We start from the raw sequence: 17,422 nt of genomic DNA on the forward strand, positions 1-17,422 counted from the left end.
AAAAAATAAAGAGTAAAGCATAAGCTCTACCCCTTAGTTTAAAATTTAATACTTATTTAAATTATCTTAATAATTGAGTTACTTGTTCTGGTTGTTGCTTAGCTTGAGCTACCATAGCTTGAGAAGCTTGAGTTAATATGTTAAACTTAGATAACTTAACCATTTCTTTAGCAACATCTACATCTCTTATTCTTGATTCTGCTGCAGTTAAGTTTTCTGTTGATGTTGTTAAGTTTGAAGAAGTGTACTCTAATCTATTTTGTACTGCTCCTAATTTAGCTCTTGATTCATTTATTTTTGCTAAGTCAGTAGTTGCTGCATCCACAACAGTTTTAGCTTTTGCTGCATCCGCTACATCTGAAGTTACTGTAGTAGCTAATGCTCCTACTTTAAATGTTCTTGTTTCACTATTAGCTCCTGCTTGTATTGTTACTGTTGTATCAGCAAATACTGTAGTATTATTAAACTTAGTATCTGAAGCTATCTTACCTATTTCTTCTGTTAATTGCTGTAATTCTACTGATATTTTATCTCTATCTGCAGTTTCTAATGTTGTATTACCAGCTTGTATTCCTAACTCTCTCATTCTTTGAACTATATTTCCTGCTTCTTCTAATGCACCTTCTGCAGTTTGTACCATAGATACACCATCTTGTACGTTTCTATCAGCTTGTTCCATACCTCTTATTTGAGATCTCATTTTTTCAGATATAGCTAGTCCTGCAGCATCATCTCCAGCTTTAGTTATTCTTAAACCTGTTGATAATTTTTCCATAGAATTTCCTGCTAAAGCAGTGTTTTTTGCCATTTGATTAGTTGATATCATAGCATTTAAATTAGTGTTTATTCTCATTTTTATACTCTCCCTAGTTTTTACGACATCCTTGTCTTATTTTTTTATACAAATACTTGGCCAAGTATTGCTTACACTATATGTATCCGGCATACTTTTAAAATACTTTATACTTTTTTATTAAAAATATTTAAATTTCCTTTATTATAATTCATATAGGAGTTATTAACTTTTTTTGACAATCTATATTCTTTTATTTCTTGCTTTATTTTTGCCATATTATTTTTTAATAGTTCATCTATCTGTCTATCTATATCAATAATTCCTTCATTAATTAACTTATGTTTAAATTCATTATTATCAATTTGATTATCTAATATTTCTTGCCTTTTATCTAATAATTTTCCTAATATATATATATCTTCATTTTTTAATGATTCAACAATTTGTAATGATATTTCTTTATATAAATTAATTTTTTCTGTCATATAACATTCCCCTAGATTTACATTTGCGCAAAATAATTCATCTGAGAATTAAATTTATTCATATTTGACTCTAATAATCCAAACTTCTTATATAAATCATTTTCTTTATCATTCATTTTTCTTTGTAGTTCTTTTATAGACTCTGCATATTTTTTTAATTGTTCTGAATAAAAATTATTAGTTGCTGATGCAGTTTTTTCAAGACCAGCTTTTTTAGCAAAAATAGAAGAAGAGTTACCTACATATTTACCTATGGTACTTTTCATATTTTCCATCACACTGGAACTTCCCTTTGCAAATATATCATATACTTTGTCAGAATTATTTTCTAATGCTTTTATAAACTTACTCTCATCTAAAGATATTTGACCTCTTTTGTTATAGTTTTCGTGAGATTTTAATCCCATTTCATTTAATATTTGCATATTATCTCCAAATATTGATTTTTGCATATCATCCATGAATTTTCTCATATCAGAATCATTTCTAAGCAGACCCTCTTTAGACTTTTCTTCCCATTTTTTTATCTCATCTTCATCCATGTCTTTTTTTTGAGATTCAGTCAATGGTGGATAGCCTCTATTAGGTTTTTGAATTAAAGTATCATATACTCTTTCCATTATTTTGTTATAATCTTCTACAAATGCTTTCATCTTATCGACTACAGGCTGTACATCTTGTTTTGAATTTAATTCAGATGTCCCTTCTGCATGAACATTGTACTTTATACCATCTATAGTAAATGAGTTTGATTGTTCTTCCAATGTTTTTGTAAACGAACCATCTTTTGATGTTACCACTACTTCTGAATTAGTCCCAGTAAAAGTTTTTCTCCCAAATCCTAAAAAATCTAAAGATCCACTTTCAGTTGTCCCATCTTCCGAAACTATTTTAAGGAAACTGTTACTTCCTGTCTTAGAAGATTCTATAGTAAACTTACCTGTCATTTCACTATAAGATGCTTTTACTTCGCCCGATGTACTATTATTTATTTTTTTCACTAAAGTTTCTATAGTATCAGCTGGTTGATCTAGTACATCTATTTCTTCTGTTTCATAAACAGGTTTTCCATCTGTATCTACCATTGGATTTCCATCTGCATCTAATTTTTGTACATAAACAGGTTTTCCATCTGCATCTACCAAAGGTTTTCCATCTGCATCTACTTGTTGTTTTGGTACAATTTCTTTTTTATACGTATTCTCAGTTCTTATAGTTATAGGTTTTGAAACTTCGTTTTCTCCATCACCATATCTAATTACAAATGTAGTTTCTCCTGATAAACCTAAGTCTTTTAAGCTATTTGTTTTATTTGTAGCCTTAGAAGATTCAGCTATAGGAGGTTGAGCTAATTTTTTTACCTCAAATTTGTAATCAACTTTATTTGCTCCAGGCGTACCTGTTGCAGTTATCACATTTGAATTAGAGCTATTTATAGTTAATGTATTCCAAGCATTACTAACTAGTATGGAGTCTTTAGATGTGAAACTAAAATATTTATCATTAAAACCTTTTACATCCTTTATAACTTCTCTATAAATTTCTTGCTGCCACTTTATAGTTTGCTCTTTTTGTTTGGCTTTGTCTATTTTATTTTGATCTCCAGTAAGCATTTCTTTTACCATTGTTTCAGTATCCATACCCGTCGCTAAACCAGGTAATCTTATTCCACTTACACTTGACATAAAAATTTCCTCCTACTTCCCAGTTTTTATCTTTTTATCTGTTTCATACCATATATCCCTGATTTCTTCTATTATAGGTAAAATATTATCAATTATCTTTACATCTTTCTTTATATTTGCTCTTCCCAGTTCATTTTTTATAAAATCATATAAATTATATAACTCTTCCATATACTTGCCAGCACTTTTGTCCATTGTAACCATTAATTCTAAAAATATATCTTGAACTCTAACCAATTCCTTATGAGCTTTAGCCATGTCTTTTTCTTGTATCGCTGTTCTTGCTATCTTTGTATATTTCACAGAGCCATCTAGTAGCATCAATAGTAATCTTTCTTTTGAGGCCATATTTACTGAATTTTGCTTGTATGTATTATACGGGTTTGATGTATACATAAATATTCCTTCCTTACTTTAACAACTTTAATATTTCATTTGTATTTGCAACTGCTTTAGTATTTTCTTTTCTTACATTTTCATATACTTCTTTTCTAAGTATAATTTTGTCCTTTGGGGCATCTATTGCAATTTTTACGCTTCCATCATCTATTTTTACTATTTTTATTTCAATATCATCACCAATTAATAAAGATTCTTCCTTTTTTCTAGTAATTACTAACATCATCCCACTCCTTATACTAAAGGTTCTTTTATGCTATACTTATCATCTTGCAATATTAATTGCTTACCTTTGTTATTTTTTATATTTATAATAACAGGAGCTTTTAAATTAACCGTACTTTTCTCTAAAGTTTTTCCTAGAGTTATTAAATTTAACACTAATACATCCTTTGGGCTATCTATTTGTAATTCTTTTATTATATCGTCACTTAAGTTTAGTTCATAATCCTTTTTCATTTCAAAAGGAGATATGGCTATGAATCCAATATTTGAATCTTCTATAGATATTATAAGCTTAAATTTTTCATTGCTTTCAACTTGACTTATTTCAAATTTGCTATATTTCTCAAGTCCTGGTATTCCCTTTTCAAAAAATATTTGCATAGATCCCTCCCACATTTTATAGATAATCTAATATAGTAGGTTGCATTAATGTACTCCCTACTTTTATAGATGCTTGATATACTAATTCAGCTGATTTTAACTCTATAAATTTATTAACTTGATCCACATCTTGGTCTAGAGATAATACTTTCTTCATATTTAATATATTTTCTTCATTAAGTCCCTTTACTTTTTCTGCTGTACTTACTCTAACACCTAAAGAGGTTCTTTCATCTAGAGCGTGATTATACAAGTTATCTATATTATCCTTAGTCGTTCCTAATAATTGTTGTTTAGCTTTACTTTTTTCATCACCAGTTCCATTTGCTATTTTATTCATAAGTTTAGATACATTATTAATTTCTTCAAGAAAATTTATTTGTTTACCATTATTATCTTTTCCATTAAAAATTTCACCAGCTGATATATTATAATCTATATTTATACCATCAGATATATCAGCTCTTAAATCACCTATATTTGAATTTGGATTGATTTTTAAAGTAACTACACCATCTTTGCTTTCCATTATTATAGGTGGCTCATTCACATTAGTCCCACCAAACATGTATTTTCCACCATAAGTAGTATTCATTACATCTGCAATTTCTTTTATTTTTTCATTCATTTCAGCCTGAATAGCTTTAAACTCTTCATCAGAATACACACCATTTCCAACCTTTAATATATCTTCTTTTATATCTCCAAGCATATTACCTAAATGTTCTAAAGATCCGTCTGTTGTGTCCATCCACCCAACAGTCTCATCAATATTATAATTATATTTTTCTGTATATCTTATTTCATTGTTTAAGTTCATTATCCTTATAGCTTTATGTGGATCATCAGAAACTCTATTTATCATTTTACTAGTGCCTATCTGCTCATTTGTTTTATTCATTCTAGTTAAATTTTCTTGAGTATCATACATGTGATTCCTTATCATTGAAGTATTTGTTATTCTCATATTTACCCCCCTATCTCTTTAGCCCATTTACAACTACATCTAAAAGACTATCTATAGTAGATACAACCTTTGCACAGGCACTATATGCATGTTGAAATTGTATTAAATTTACCATTTCTTCATCTAAAGATACCCCTGATGTGTTTAATCTTGTATTATCTATTTCTTTAATTATTTTGCTTTGGTTACGCTCTTGTCTTATTATTTCTTGTGATTCATTACCTAGTTTTTGTATCATTTGATTGTAGAATTTATCTATAGTAGTTGTTTCTCCTCCTATAGTTATTTTTTCATCCTTTAATTTATACATTGCTAAGGCTGTTTCTGTTGAGATTTCAAAATCTCTAGGATTATCTGATAAACCTTTATTTACACTTAATATTGGATCTTTACTTGCGTCAAATACAAATAAATCAGATGGTTTAGCGCCTCCATCTGCAAGTACTTTATTAACACCTTCAGCTATACCTTTTGCTAATTCTGTTAAAGTTGCTGTATATTCATTTATTTTATCTATCATGTCTAAAGAACCTTGTATTTCTCCTGATACATTATCCAAACCTTTGATATCATCTGCAGTTAACGGTGTAAAATTACCGTTCGCATCGTATGTATTATCTAAAAGTTTTTTAACATCTTCGTTATTTAGATCTAGCTTCATACTTAAATCATCTAAAACTTTATCTCTTTCATCCATCAAGTCATTAGGAGTTTTCCCACTGCCTTCAACTATTTTTATCTGTTTATCTAATTTTTTAAGTTGTTCAAGCATATTGTTTACTTCTTTAACATCATCGTTAAGCTTCTTATTAGCCTGTTGTGCCAGACTATCTAGTTTTTTCTTTATATTACTAATATTGTCTGCAAGATACTTAGTATTTTGAACCATAATATCCTTAGATCCTACATCAGTAGGATTCTTTGATAATTCTTGCCAACTAGAAAAGAAGTTCGCTATTGATGCTGAAATCGACGTTTCTGAAGGCTCATTGAATATGGTCTCCATATTTGTATAGTATTGATACTTTGTACTTATTTCACCGTAGTTATGAGATTCGCTTCTGTACTGATAATCATAAAAAGTATTTCTTATCCTCATAATATTAGTAGCCTCTACACCTGTCCCTAATTGACCTGCTCCAAGACTACTATTAAAACCTGGGTTACTATAAGCACTTCTTGCACTTTGTTCTACTCTTTGCCTAGTATATCCAGGTGTATTCATATTGTTAATGTTGTGAGATGTAGTCTGTATTGATGCCTGACTTACATCCATTCCCGATTTAGCTGAGTGTAAACTCCCTAATAATCCAGCCATATGTATCCCCCTATCCTATTTACCTACTTGTCCATAAGCGTTATATGTACCTATTCCTTTGTTAGGCTTGATGCAATTTATCATTTTTCTTGTAAAGAATAATCTTTGTTTTATAAGTATTTCATTTGCTTCTTTCTGTATTTCTATCATCTTTAAGGTAGTTTGTATTTCTTCATAAGCTTGCTTTATTTTTTCATCATTGCTAGCTTCAACAACTTCTTTAATGCTAGCTTCACTACCCATGATATTTCTTCTTTTTATTTCTATTCTTGCTAAATCTTTAGATACTTCATCTAATTCTTTTGCAATTTTATCCATCTTTATAACATCTTTATCTATTATAAAGTTATACTGTTCATCTAAAAGAGTTAATAAATTTTTAATAATATTTTTTTCTTCAAATATTATTACTTTTAACTGTGAATTCAATTATTATCACCTTCCATCCTTTCTATTATTTTTTTTGCTAAAGCTTTCGAATCTACTGAATATGTTCCATTTTCAATTCTTTTTTTTATATCATTCACTTTATCCATATTTACATCTTCTTTACTTATATTTACTTCATTCAAATATTTTCCCAAATCTGATATTTGTACTGAATCTGATTTATTATTTTTATTATTTATATTTTCAACTCCCAATTTTTTAGTTCTATAAACATTATCAATATTTGTAAATTTAATACTATTAATCTTCATAGTGCACCTCCTTGTATTAACTAAATATCTTGATTTACACTTTTAATCTGTGAAAGCCTAACTGCTAATTTATTTTCTATAATTATACTTTCTCCACTTGCTATCATTCTTCCGTTAACATTTATGTCAAGTGTTTCTTCAACATGCTTATCAAGCACTATTATGTCTCCCACTTTATAGTTAGCAATTTTACCAATTTTTTCTCTTGCACTTCCCATAGATATGGTTATATCCATAAGTGCTCCAAATATTTGATTAGCACTATCAGTTGGTATTTTTTCACCTTCTACTAATTGTTCAAATTCTACTGAATAAATATTATTCATATTTCCTCCTTTATAAATACATATCGACTAAAAGACCATTTATCTCGTCTATTTTTGTGGCCAAATCTATATTATCTTTCTGATCGTATAATAATTCTTTAGTAATACTCTCTAATTTTTCGTCTACTATTTTTACTGTTTTAAAATAATTTCCATCCCAAAAACTAGAATCTTGATTTAAACTATACATATAATCTACTACTGACTTTAAATATGATTTAATGGCCTTTTTATAATTTACCACATCGCTATAGTTTTGATTTGCCACTACTTTTTCACCAATTGATTTTATTTCTTTTATATATAGTTCTATCTCTTCTTTACTTTTAAATCTATTTGCCAGATTAAAACTATCATTAAAGCTACTTTTTTGTTTGTTTCCTCTATTTTCTATAGTATTAATATTCCTATTTATACCTACCTGTTCTACTTTCATATTTATCCTCTATATTATAAATATTTTAATTATTACCCTTTATAGTACTTCATTACTTTTGGTACATAGTTTTGAGTTTCTTTTGGCATTTTATATAAATCATTGATAGATTTGACTCCTCTGCTAGCCATCCTTCCCGGTCCGCCATTAAAAGCCATCAATGCCATTTGTTCATCCCCTCCATACATATCTAGATATTCTTTTATATGTCTTGTTCCACCGTCTATATTTTGTTCAATGTTAAATGGATTTTTAACTCCTAAGTCAGTACAGTTAAATGGCATTAACTGCATTAAGCCTTTTGCACCAGCACCAGACACACAATTAGGATTAAAATTTGATTCAACTTTGATTATGGCTTTAATCAAATTTTCATTTACCCCGTATTTTTTAGCACATTTTTCTACAGCATTTTCAATTCTTTCATTTACACTTTTATCCTTATTAGTTGCTTTTATTTTATTTGTATTTTGGCTACTATTTAATGTTTCTAGTCCTGAGACATTCTCAAAATTTTTATTATTTAAGTTTATATTTATATTTATATTTTGTGAATTAGTTGTAGAGATTGCTTTTAACAAACTTATCATTACCATGTCAAAAGAACTACTACTAGATTCACAACTACATTTATTTAAACCAGTCAAAGAATTGCTTAGCTGGCATTTTAATAAGTCAATGCTATTAATCATATATTCTCCTCAACCTTTTTATTTTTATAATACGTACATTTCTAGATTATCTTTATACAATAAATTATTTTTTTATTAAAGTTTAGCATTTTATCTTCAAATAAAAATGAGCTATTTACTAATTTTTTAATAACATAGCTCATTCATATTTTCTATTTGATTTGCACTTCTTTAATAAGGCCCTTTTTGTAAGCAATTATTAACATTTTCAAATCATTTACTTCTTGCTGAATTTTCATTCCATCATAAGTATCCCTTACAAACATTCTATTTACTCTATTTTCCACAATTATTGATGTGGATAATATATCTTTTTCATTAAATATAGAGTCTTCTGCTGATGAGAAGGGCTCATGTGATACTAATTGCATCATTTGTGAGTTATATATCAAAGTATATCCTGCTATCCCTGTTTTCCCTTGGTAAGCCCTAGAAAAACCACCATCAATAGCTAAAATTCTTCCACCTGCTTTTAATGGACTTTCACCATTTTTACTCTTAACAGGTACATGACCATTGATTATGTGTCCACTCTCAAAATCTAAATCAAACTCATCAAAAATCCTCTTTAAAATTTGATCTTCTTCTCTTAAAGTATAATATGGATTTTTATTTTCCCTTTGAGCTTCTTTTTCACCTATAAAATATCTTTCATATGTGGTCATATCATCTTTTCCAAATAAAGATGAACATTTGCCTGTCCATAAGTACCACATCATATCTTTTCCATATTCTTTTTCTGGATGATTTTTATCAAAGAAATATCCTTTTCTAATATAAGATTCCATCTTGTCCATTAGCGCTTTACCCTTATACTCTTTATTGTCAATTTTCATTGACATAAAGTCACCATCATTAGTTAAAGGTATACATCCATGAACAAGTAAATTACCATTAGTTTTTAAATAAATACTACCCTTTGAAAATAAAAAGCCTACGTGTTTTTGAAGTTTATCACTATTTTCAAAAGATGTAGCCAATTTCTCTATTACAATTTCTTCTCTTTGTGTTAATTTATAAGGATCTTTTGGATCTATTGTTGGGAAATTTGTGTCTTTTAATTTATAAGTTTTTCCCTTTAACCCTATTGTGCCTTCTTTATAGTCTACTTTATTTAATAATACTCTATGATCCATTTCAAACTCAGGTCTTCTTTTTATTATTTCTGCTTCTAACTTAAATTGAATTATACTAATTGCTTTGTGCATTTTTGCTATTAATGATTTTTCTGTTGTAGAAGCCTCATCATCACTAATCTTCGGCATAAATTCTGTACATGGATCATCTTTGTATACTTCTAGGGCAAATGTTGCTAAAGGTAATATATTAATTCCATAAATATCTTCTACTATATCTAAATTCGCATATCTTGCAGATATTCTTATGGCATTAGCTACACATACTTTTTGTCCTGCTGCAGCTCCCATCCATAATATATCGTGGTTCCCCCACTGTATATCCACATTGTGATAATCCATCAAAGTATCCATAATAATATCCGGTCTTGGTCCCCTATCATAAATATCTCCAACTATATGTAATCTATCTATAACAAGTTTTTGTATTGCCTTAGAAACCTCTATTATAAACACTCTTGCTCTATCTATTTCAATAATATTATCTACTATACTTTTATAATATTCATCTTTATGAGGGCTAGTTGAATCTGGATGCAACAACTCCTCTATAATATATCTAAAATCTTCTGGAAGGAATTTTCTTACTTTTGATCTTGTATATTTGCTTGAAGCATATCTTAAAAGTTCAATTAATCTATTAATACTTATTCTATAAAAGTCTTCAATTTCTTTTTGACTTTCTTGTTTTTCAATTAAATCTAGTTTTTGTTCTGGGTAATATACAAGAGTAGCCAGCCTTCTACGCTCACTTTCTATCATGGAATTTCCAAATAACTCTTCTATTTTTCTTTTTATTACTCCCGATGCATTTTTTAATACATGAACAAAAGGCTCATATTCTCCATGAATATCTGACAGAAAATGTTCTGTCCCCTTAGGAAGATTTAATATTGCTTTTAAATTTATAATTTCAGCACTTGCTTCTGATATGCTTGAGTATTGTTTAGATAATAATTTCAAATATTTAAGCTGACTATTTAAATAATCATCTGAAACTTCATATATTTCTTTCATATAAAATTCCTCCCTATTAATTTTCTTACTCTAAATTATTATAACATATATTTTTATATTAATTTTTCTTATAGTTACTCTTTATATTTTATTCCAAATGTTAATAATATATTTTTATACAAATAAAAAAGAATGAGATATCTCATTCTTTTTTAGGGAAGGTTAGATTGTTAAGAAATTATTGTTTATGGTTACACTGATTTGCAGATGAACACCCATTGCAATCACTAGAGCACTTACTTTCTCCACTTCTAGCATTCTTTATAAAATTTTTACAAGTTAAAATTACTATTAAAGCTGCTCCTATTCCAATTAAGTAATTTATCATAATATCATTCCTTTATTTAAAAAATAAACCCACATATTGTATATACTAAAAATGCAACTACCCAAGCCACTAACATTTGAAAACCTACTGTACAAAGAGTATCTTTCCAAGAACCCATTTCTTTTTTAATAGCTCCAACGGCTGCAAAACAAGGCATACAAAGTAAGTTAAATGCCATATATGAAAATGCTGATGCCTGGGTAAAGGCTGCTGCCACACCTGGAATTGCCGCACTTCCTTCCATAGCCGCCTCTGTTATTGCATCACTTGCTCCAAATAATACTCCAAATGTAGAAACTATATTCTCTTTAGCTATCCATCCTGTCACTACACCTACTGATGCTTTCCAGTTTCCAAATCCAAGTGGTGCAAATATCCACTGAATACTTCTGCCTATTGATGCTAGTATACTATCTTCCATTTCACACATACCGCTGAAGTTGAAGTTTGATAATAACCAAATCAATATTGTAGATGCTAATATAACTGTACCTGCTTTTATCGCAAACCCTTTAACCTTTTCGAAACCATGTATAAATACACTTCTTAAAGTTGGTACTCTATATTGAGGAAGTTCCATTATAAAATTTGAAGCTTCACCTTTTACTACAAATTTACTTAGTATAAGTGCTGATATTACTGCTACAACTAAACCTAGCATGTAAATCGAATAGATGATTAAAGTTTGATTACTATTTGCAAATAATGTTGCTGCAAACATTAGATAGATTGGTAATTTAGCTCCACAAGACATAAAAGGAGTAATCATCATTGTTATTTTTCTATCTTTTTCATTTTCTAAAGTTCTACTTGCCATAAGTGCTGGCACTGAGCATCCAAATCCCATAAGTAGCGGTATAAATGATTTTCCACTTAAACCAAATTTTCTAAAGATTTTATCCATAACAAATGCAACTCTTGCCATATATCCGCTGTCTTCTAAAACTGACATTAACAAGAATAACACAAGAATTTGTGGTAAGAATGATACTACACCACCAAGACCTGCTAAGATGCCATCACCTACTAGAGATAATGCCCATTCACTAGCTCCCATGTTTTGTAAAGACGTTAGTATTGTCTCAGTTAATGGTCCATCCCAAAAATCAACAACTATAGTTTGAAGCCATACACCTATGCCTAAAGGTCCTTCACCAAACGTTATAGAGAATAATCCGTACATTATCACTAAAAATGCAGGTATAGCTATTATTCTATTAGTTAGTATTTTATCTATTTTATCTGATGCAGTTTCTACTCTATTGCCATCTGCTTTTTCTTTCTTTTTAACAGTTTTTCCTACTACGTTAGAAATAAATTTGTATCTTTGATCTGCAATTTCACCCTCTGCATCTCCATTTAATTTTTCATTGGCTATGCTTAAAATAGATTTAATTTTTTCTTTTTTATCTTGTGAAAGTTTTTGAATTTCTATTGAATCCTCTTCTAATAATTTAATACTTCTCCATCTACTATTTATCTTTTGAATATCATTATCATCTATATGACGTAAAATTTCTTCTCGAAACTCCTCTACATCTTTAGAGTAAATTTTTAAATCTTTATTCTTATCATTAGATACCTTTTTAACTTCTTCCATTAACAAATCTATATTTTTACCATTTCTAGCTGCTATAGGTACAACCCTAACCCCTAAAAGTTTTGATATTTTATCAATGTCTATTTGAGTTCCACTATTTTCAACTTCATCCATCATATTTAATGCCACTATAGTCGGGATCTCTGTTTCCAATATTTGAAGTGTTAAATACATATTTCTCTCTATATTGGTAGCATCAATTATATTTATAAGTACATCTGGCTTTTCCTCTACAATATAATTTCTTGCCACTATTTCTTCTGCTGAATATGGCGAAAGAGAATAAATCCCTGGTAAATCCACTATATTCATTTCTTTATTTTTTTTATATTTTCCCTCTTTTTTCTCTACTGTAACTCCTGGCCAGTTTCCAACATGTTGCTTTGAGCCAGTAATTTCATTAAAAAGAGTTGTTTTTCCGCAGTTTGGATTTCCTGCTAATGCAATATTTAAACTCATTTTATTCCCCTTCTTTACTATAATTGATTTACTATTATTTGATTTGCTTCATCTTTTCTTAGACTTAACTCATATCCTCTTAAGTTCACTTCTATAGGATCACCTAGTGGGGCTACTTTTACTATTTGTATTTCTACTCCTGGTGTAATTCCCATATCCATCAGTCTTCTTCTTGAAGGCCCTCTTTCTCCTAAACTAGTTACTGTTCCTTTTTGTCCAGGACTTAAATCTCTTAACGTTTTCATTAATCTTTCCTCCTGCTATTCTACTACTATTTTATTTGCCATTGCTTTATTTATAGCTATTTTTGTGCTTTTAATTAATAATATAATCCCACTTGGATTTTCTGATATTACTTCAATTTTTTCGCCTGGAAGAAATCCAAGGCTCTGTAAATGTGTTTTTACTGAATCTTTTCCTCTTAACTCTTTTATTTTCTTAATTTCTCCTAAAGAAACCATTGATAATAACATATAATCATCCCCTTATATTTACATAAATGATATTTAATATTTACTGATAATCAATCTCATACATATAATAACTTTCAATTTTTCCCACGTCAATAGTTTTATGAAAATAATTATCATTATTATCGTATACATATATGAATGTCTATGTTTTTCTCTTATGTATTTTATATAAAACTCTTGGTTTTTTTAAAATTATATTTACATGATGAACATTCTCCATTACATTCATCTACTTTATCAAGGCATTCCAAAAAAGATACTTTACTGTTATTGTAATGTCTTATAACAGGTATATTTTTTTTCTTTGCTTGAGTTTCTACTACAGTTTTTAACTTATGAGATACTGTAGAAGTAAACATTACAACTGCATTTGGACTTCCAAAATCCTTAAGAGCTTTTGATGACATATTCAATATTACTTTTGTTTTGTATCCTTTTTCTTTTCCTAAATTAATATAGTCTCTCCTCATTCTTTCATTTCCACCTACTACCAATAAAGTCATTTATCTTTCATCCTCCCTTTCGAAATTGATAATGATTATCATTAGTATTTATAATATTATCATCTCATTTCCAACCTGTCAACAAATACAGGTTTTTTTCACAAATTTTACATAAAAAAACAATTATAGATTGGCTATTTTATAAGAATAATAAAACTATATAACTTTTAAGGACTGATTTTAAATGATAGATAAATTATTAATAAAATATGCTTCACCGACTTTAGCTGGAGTAAAAACGGGTAGCTTATTCAAAGTTTACACACATAATAAATCAAATTTAAATATTGAAATTAAAAATTATAATCTGCTTTTAAATTCTTTAGATGTATACTTAGATATTATTTATACTTGCGATAAATATGATTTAATTTACCTTTATAGATCAAAAATGCTTCTTAATGATTTAAAAAATAAAAGCGTTATAGATTTTTTAAGTACTTATGGATATGAATGTATTAATATAGAAGATTACATTTTTCACTTAAAAGTAAGATTTAAATTTTTTCATAAAACACCTCATGAAATCGGTGTTTTTCTAGGTTATCCTTTAAATGATGTAAAAGATTTTATTAAATATAAAGGAAATAATTTTAAAATTTGTGGTTGTTGGAAAGTTTATAACGATGTTGAACTTTGTATCAATAAATTTAAAATTTTCAAAAAATATACTCAACTATTTACTTATCTTTATGACGATAATTATCCATTAGAAATATTAATTCATAGTTGAAAAAATTTTAATTATAAGTTGTTGACAAAAAACATTCAATGTAATAAAATAGTTTGCATAAGAACAAATTAGTTTCTATGCAAACTATTTTGTTTAATTAAATTGATGAGGAGATTTTTTAATGAAACATGATTCATTTGAAATAGCAATGTTAATTAAGGAAATATACGCAAGTACAATTGAAATTGTTAACCAAAATTTAAAAGGAAGTTCCCTTACTCATCAACAAACCATGGTTATTAAGTTAATAGCACATAAAGGAAAGATCACAATCTCTGAGTTGTGTAAAGAAATGTCCTTAGCTAAGGGTACTATATCCGGAATAGTTAGTAGACTAGAAACTGCTGATTACGTAAAAAAGGTAAAATATGACAATGACAAAAGAAATACCTATGTAGAGTTTTCAAATAGAGGTTATGAATATGCTAAAAACTTTAGAAATGAAATAAATAAAAGTTTTGATAAAGTTTTTGAGAATTTTACTGATGAAGAAGTAAAAAAAACTAAGAAAGATTTAATTGAATTAAGAGATAAATTAAAAGGAGATAATAAAAATGAGTAATATTTTAATTTTTGCAATAGTAGCTATAACTTTAGCTCTAATATTTTATACAATAGGAGTATTCTCTGAAAGAAGAGCTAAAAACCTTAATAAAAATCATGTAATTATATTTTGGCTAGGTTTAATATGTGATACAACAGGTACTTTAACTATGAGTAAAATAGCCAAATCAGGTGCTGATACAATGAGTGCTGCGGGTCTAACGTTACACGGAATTACTGGATCTTTAGCAATTGTACTTATGTTATTCCATGCTGTTTGGGCCACATGGGTATTATATAAAAACGATGAAAAGAAAAAAGAAACATTCCATAAATTTAGTATTGTAGTTTGGCTTATATGGTTAATTCCTTACTTTATAGGAATGATGTTAGGAATGGGAATATAGTATTTTCATAATAAAAATAACAACTATATAACATTATATAGTTGTTATTTTTATTATATAGTAATTCTTATTTTAGTCATTTAATAAAATATTTAAAAACTTTTCTTTGCTATTTAAAAATGATTTTGTTATTTGAAAATGCTCCGTTTCCTCCACATTCACTTCTCTAATTTTGCTATCTTTAATCTCATATATTGTAGAATCAGGATAAGTCATAAGTATTGGTGAATGAGTACTTATAATAAATTGACAGTTTTCTCTTACTAATTCATTTATCCTAGTGAGCATTGACATTTGTCTACATGGAGACAGGGCAGCTTCTGGCTCATCAAGAATATATATACCATTTTTTGAAAATCTATTTAACATTACAGAGAAAAATGATTCTCCATGAGATTGATCATGAAGAGATTTCCCTCCATATGAATCAATCACTCTAGCTCCTGGACCAAGAACACTATCTAGTTCATCTATATTAGTAGCCAAGTTATACATTGACTCTGCTCTCAAGAAGAATCCATCTTTTGGACTTTTTATTCCTTTTACTAAGGTAATATATTCGTAAAGTATGGAGTGGCTATTTTTTGTATAAAAATTAAAGTTTTTGGTACCACCTTCCGGATTAAATCCATACGCTACAGCTATAGCTTCCAATAAGGTTGATTTTCCACTACCATTTTCTCCTACAATAAAAGTAACTTTTGGATGCATTTTTAATCTTTCTAAATGCTTTATTATAGGCAAAGAGAAAGGATACTCATTAATATTTTCTATCTTTTCTTTATTAATTTTCACTTCTCTTATAAAAGTATTATAATTTATTTCTTCCATTTTGCATTTGCCTTTCAATATATTAGAATCCTATTAATTCACTACTGCTAACATATCCATTTTTAAGAGCATCTTCTCTAAGATAAGCATATAACTCTGCATTTGTACTTTGTACATAAGGATTAACATAGAAAATACCAAGTATACCTATAGTAAAGATTGATAATATCTCCCATCCTAAGAATGATAAGTCCAATACAAAAGTATTCCACTTATTACCACCCATCATTCTTTTACTTATTTCAAAAGCCCTTTGTCTACTTATATCTGGATTTTCACTTAGTATATATGGTATCATTCTATATTCATAAGCCTTTATTATTCCTGGAATTATAAATAACAATGACCATAAAAACTGGAATAAACCTTTCATAAACATTGTAAATATTGTATTTTTAAGTTGCCCACTTTTGTAAATAAAAATTAAGCTGTCCAATGTCTTTTCTTCTTCTCTTATTCCCATAAAGAAATTATTTTTACCTATTTCTATTGGATAAACAATTAGTAATTTAATAATAAATAATACAATAAAAATAAGTATAAATATACCTATAAACAATAAAAAGAATCCACTAGCAAAAAATTCCTCCATTATATTAAAAGAATCTGATGCTTCTTGATCCAAATCTTCATCATAATAATATTCATCATTGCCATAATAGTAATCGTCTGTATAATTATAATCGTTATGCATAAATGAATCGTAAGTATCACTTACTCGGCTACCAGCTCCACTTCCTAAACCTCCACTTAATAGTAAACATATAAAACATACTAGCACTGCTTTCCAGTAAAATCTTTTAAAAGTAATTTTTCCTCGTTCTTTCAGTTCGCTTCTAATCCACATAATATTTCCTCCCTTTACCATAAGTATATTATATGCTAGTTTTTATTTGCATAATATTACAATATTGTATTATTTAAAATGCATAGACTTACCTTTTAATAATTTTTAAATAAAAATGGTGGATTAAAATAACC

24 protein-coding genes are annotated in these 17,422 nt (G+C 28.2%); 3 read left to right on the forward strand and 21 right to left on the reverse strand.

Annotated features, from left to right (window positions below; genetic code table 11):
- Positions 1-61 precede the first annotated feature (61 nt).
- The 19 genes from K0039_RS15085 to K0039_RS15175 all read right to left on the reverse strand — a co-directional run bounded on the left by K0039_RS15085 (position 62) and on the right by K0039_RS15175 (position 13,927).
- The gene (locus tag K0039_RS15085) at positions 62-853 is read right to left on the reverse strand and encodes a flagellin N-terminal helical domain-containing protein (RefSeq protein ID WP_228105900.1); all 792 of its coding nucleotides are present in this window, start codon (positions 851-853) and stop codon (positions 62-64) included.
- 107 nt (positions 854-960) lie between these two features.
- Positions 961-1,281, reverse strand: a complete 321-nt coding sequence (locus tag K0039_RS15090) for a flagellar protein FliT (RefSeq protein WP_228105901.1) — start codon at positions 1,279-1,281, stop codon at positions 961-963.
- 17 nt (positions 1,282-1,298) lie between these two features.
- The gene (gene fliD, locus K0039_RS15095; protein WP_228105902.1) at positions 1,299-2,966 is read right to left on the reverse strand and encodes a flagellar filament capping protein FliD; all 1,668 of its coding nucleotides are present in this window, start codon (positions 2,964-2,966) and stop codon (positions 1,299-1,301) included.
- Positions 2,967-2,978: 12 nt separating this feature from the next.
- Positions 2,979-3,362 carry a flagellar export chaperone FliS gene (gene fliS / locus K0039_RS15100; protein WP_228105903.1) on the reverse strand — a complete coding sequence of 128 codons (384 nt, stop codon included), beginning with the start codon at positions 3,360-3,362 and terminating at the stop codon, positions 2,979-2,981.
- Positions 3,363-3,375: 13 nt separating this feature from the next.
- Positions 3,376-3,588, reverse strand: coding sequence for a carbon storage regulator CsrA (gene csrA, locus K0039_RS15105; protein WP_228105904.1), 213 nt, complete (start codon positions 3,586-3,588; stop codon positions 3,376-3,378).
- A gap of 11 nt (positions 3,589-3,599) precedes the next feature.
- Positions 3,600-3,971: a flagellar assembly protein FliW gene (fliW, locus tag K0039_RS15110; protein WP_228105905.1), complete on the reverse strand. Its 372-nt coding sequence runs from the start codon at positions 3,969-3,971 to the stop codon at positions 3,600-3,602.
- A gap of 16 nt (positions 3,972-3,987) precedes the next feature.
- Positions 3,988-4,938 (reverse strand): flagellin N-terminal helical domain-containing protein, encoded by a 951-nt coding sequence (locus K0039_RS15115; RefSeq protein WP_228105906.1) that lies wholly within the window; start codon positions 4,936-4,938, stop codon positions 3,988-3,990.
- A 10-nt stretch (positions 4,939-4,948) separates the two neighbouring features.
- Positions 4,949-6,256, reverse strand: coding sequence for a flagellar hook-associated protein FlgK (gene flgK, locus K0039_RS15120; RefSeq protein WP_228105907.1), 1,308 nt, complete (start codon positions 6,254-6,256; stop codon positions 4,949-4,951).
- 15 nt (positions 6,257-6,271) lie between these two features.
- Positions 6,272-6,685 (reverse strand): flagellar protein FlgN, encoded by a 414-nt coding sequence (locus tag K0039_RS15125; protein ID WP_228105908.1) that lies wholly within the window; start codon positions 6,683-6,685, stop codon positions 6,272-6,274.
- Positions 6,682-6,957 carry a flagellar biosynthesis anti-sigma factor FlgM gene (flgM, locus tag K0039_RS15130; protein ID WP_228105909.1) on the reverse strand — a complete coding sequence of 92 codons (276 nt, stop codon included), beginning with the start codon at positions 6,955-6,957 and terminating at the stop codon, positions 6,682-6,684. Before flgM ends, K0039_RS15125 begins: the two co-directional genes overlap by 4 nt.
- A 20-nt stretch (positions 6,958-6,977) precedes the next feature.
- The gene (locus K0039_RS15135) at positions 6,978-7,283 is read right to left on the reverse strand and encodes a FliM/FliN family flagellar motor switch protein (RefSeq protein WP_228105910.1); all 306 of its coding nucleotides are present in this window, start codon (positions 7,281-7,283) and stop codon (positions 6,978-6,980) included.
- Between the two features lie 10 nt (positions 7,284-7,293).
- Positions 7,294-7,719 carry a YaaR family protein gene (locus tag K0039_RS15140; RefSeq protein ID WP_228105911.1) on the reverse strand — a complete coding sequence of 142 codons (426 nt, stop codon included), beginning with the start codon at positions 7,717-7,719 and terminating at the stop codon, positions 7,294-7,296.
- 32 nt (positions 7,720-7,751) lie between these two features.
- Complete coding sequence (locus tag K0039_RS15145) at positions 7,752-8,411, reverse strand: lytic transglycosylase domain-containing protein (RefSeq protein ID WP_228105912.1); 660 nt, start codon at positions 8,409-8,411, stop codon at positions 7,752-7,754.
- Positions 8,412-8,563: 152 nt separating this feature from the next.
- Positions 8,564-10,564, reverse strand: a complete 2,001-nt coding sequence (locus K0039_RS15150; RefSeq protein ID WP_228105913.1) for a fructose-1,6-bisphosphatase — start codon at positions 10,562-10,564, stop codon at positions 8,564-8,566.
- A gap of 178 nt (positions 10,565-10,742) precedes the next feature.
- A complete protein-coding gene (locus tag K0039_RS15155; RefSeq protein ID WP_228105914.1) occupies positions 10,743-10,892 on the reverse strand; it encodes a FeoB-associated Cys-rich membrane protein in 150 nt (49 codons plus the stop codon).
- Between the two features lie 16 nt (positions 10,893-10,908).
- A complete protein-coding gene (gene feoB / locus K0039_RS15160; RefSeq protein WP_228105915.1) occupies positions 10,909-12,951 on the reverse strand; it encodes a ferrous iron transport protein B in 2,043 nt (680 codons plus the stop codon).
- Between the two features lie 17 nt (positions 12,952-12,968).
- Positions 12,969-13,196 (reverse strand): FeoA family protein, encoded by a 228-nt coding sequence (locus K0039_RS15165; RefSeq protein ID WP_228105916.1) that lies wholly within the window; start codon positions 13,194-13,196, stop codon positions 12,969-12,971.
- A gap of 15 nt (positions 13,197-13,211) precedes the next feature.
- Positions 13,212-13,424, reverse strand: coding sequence for a FeoA family protein (locus K0039_RS15170; RefSeq protein WP_228105917.1), 213 nt, complete (start codon positions 13,422-13,424; stop codon positions 13,212-13,214).
- Between the two features lie 164 nt (positions 13,425-13,588).
- Complete coding sequence (locus K0039_RS15175; protein ID WP_228105918.1) at positions 13,589-13,927, reverse strand: DUF2325 domain-containing protein; 339 nt, start codon at positions 13,925-13,927, stop codon at positions 13,589-13,591.
- 184 nt (positions 13,928-14,111) lie between these two features.
- Here K0039_RS15175 and K0039_RS15180 point away from each other — a divergent pair, with 184 nt between their 5' ends.
- From K0039_RS15180 to K0039_RS15190, 3 genes are all read left to right on the forward strand, one after another.
- The gene (locus K0039_RS15180) at positions 14,112-14,660 is read left to right on the forward strand and encodes a DUF3793 family protein (protein WP_228105919.1); all 549 of its coding nucleotides are present in this window, start codon (positions 14,112-14,114) and stop codon (positions 14,658-14,660) included.
- A gap of 121 nt (positions 14,661-14,781) precedes the next feature.
- Positions 14,782-15,222, forward strand: coding sequence for a MarR family winged helix-turn-helix transcriptional regulator (locus K0039_RS15185; protein WP_228105920.1), 441 nt, complete (start codon positions 14,782-14,784; stop codon positions 15,220-15,222).
- A complete protein-coding gene (locus K0039_RS15190; protein WP_228105921.1) occupies positions 15,215-15,610 on the forward strand; it encodes an HsmA family protein in 396 nt (131 codons plus the stop codon). Before K0039_RS15185 ends, K0039_RS15190 begins: the two co-directional genes overlap by 8 nt.
- Positions 15,611-15,682: 72 nt before the next feature.
- On the opposite strand, the gene K0039_RS15195 is transcribed toward K0039_RS15190, so the two are convergent.
- Both K0039_RS15195 and K0039_RS15200 read right to left on the reverse strand, forming a co-directional pair.
- Positions 15,683-16,441, reverse strand: a complete 759-nt coding sequence (locus tag K0039_RS15195) for an AAA family ATPase (RefSeq protein ID WP_228105922.1) — start codon at positions 16,439-16,441, stop codon at positions 15,683-15,685.
- Positions 16,442-16,463: 22 nt separating this feature from the next.
- Positions 16,464-17,288: a DUF975 family protein gene (locus K0039_RS15200; RefSeq protein ID WP_228105923.1), complete on the reverse strand. Its 825-nt coding sequence runs from the start codon at positions 17,286-17,288 to the stop codon at positions 16,464-16,466.
- Between the last annotated feature and the right edge of the window lie 134 nt (positions 17,289-17,422).

The organism is Terrisporobacter mayombei (genome assembly GCF_020748465.1).
GTDB classification, from domain to species: domain Bacteria; phylum Bacillota; class Clostridia; order Peptostreptococcales; family Peptostreptococcaceae; genus Terrisporobacter; species Terrisporobacter mayombei.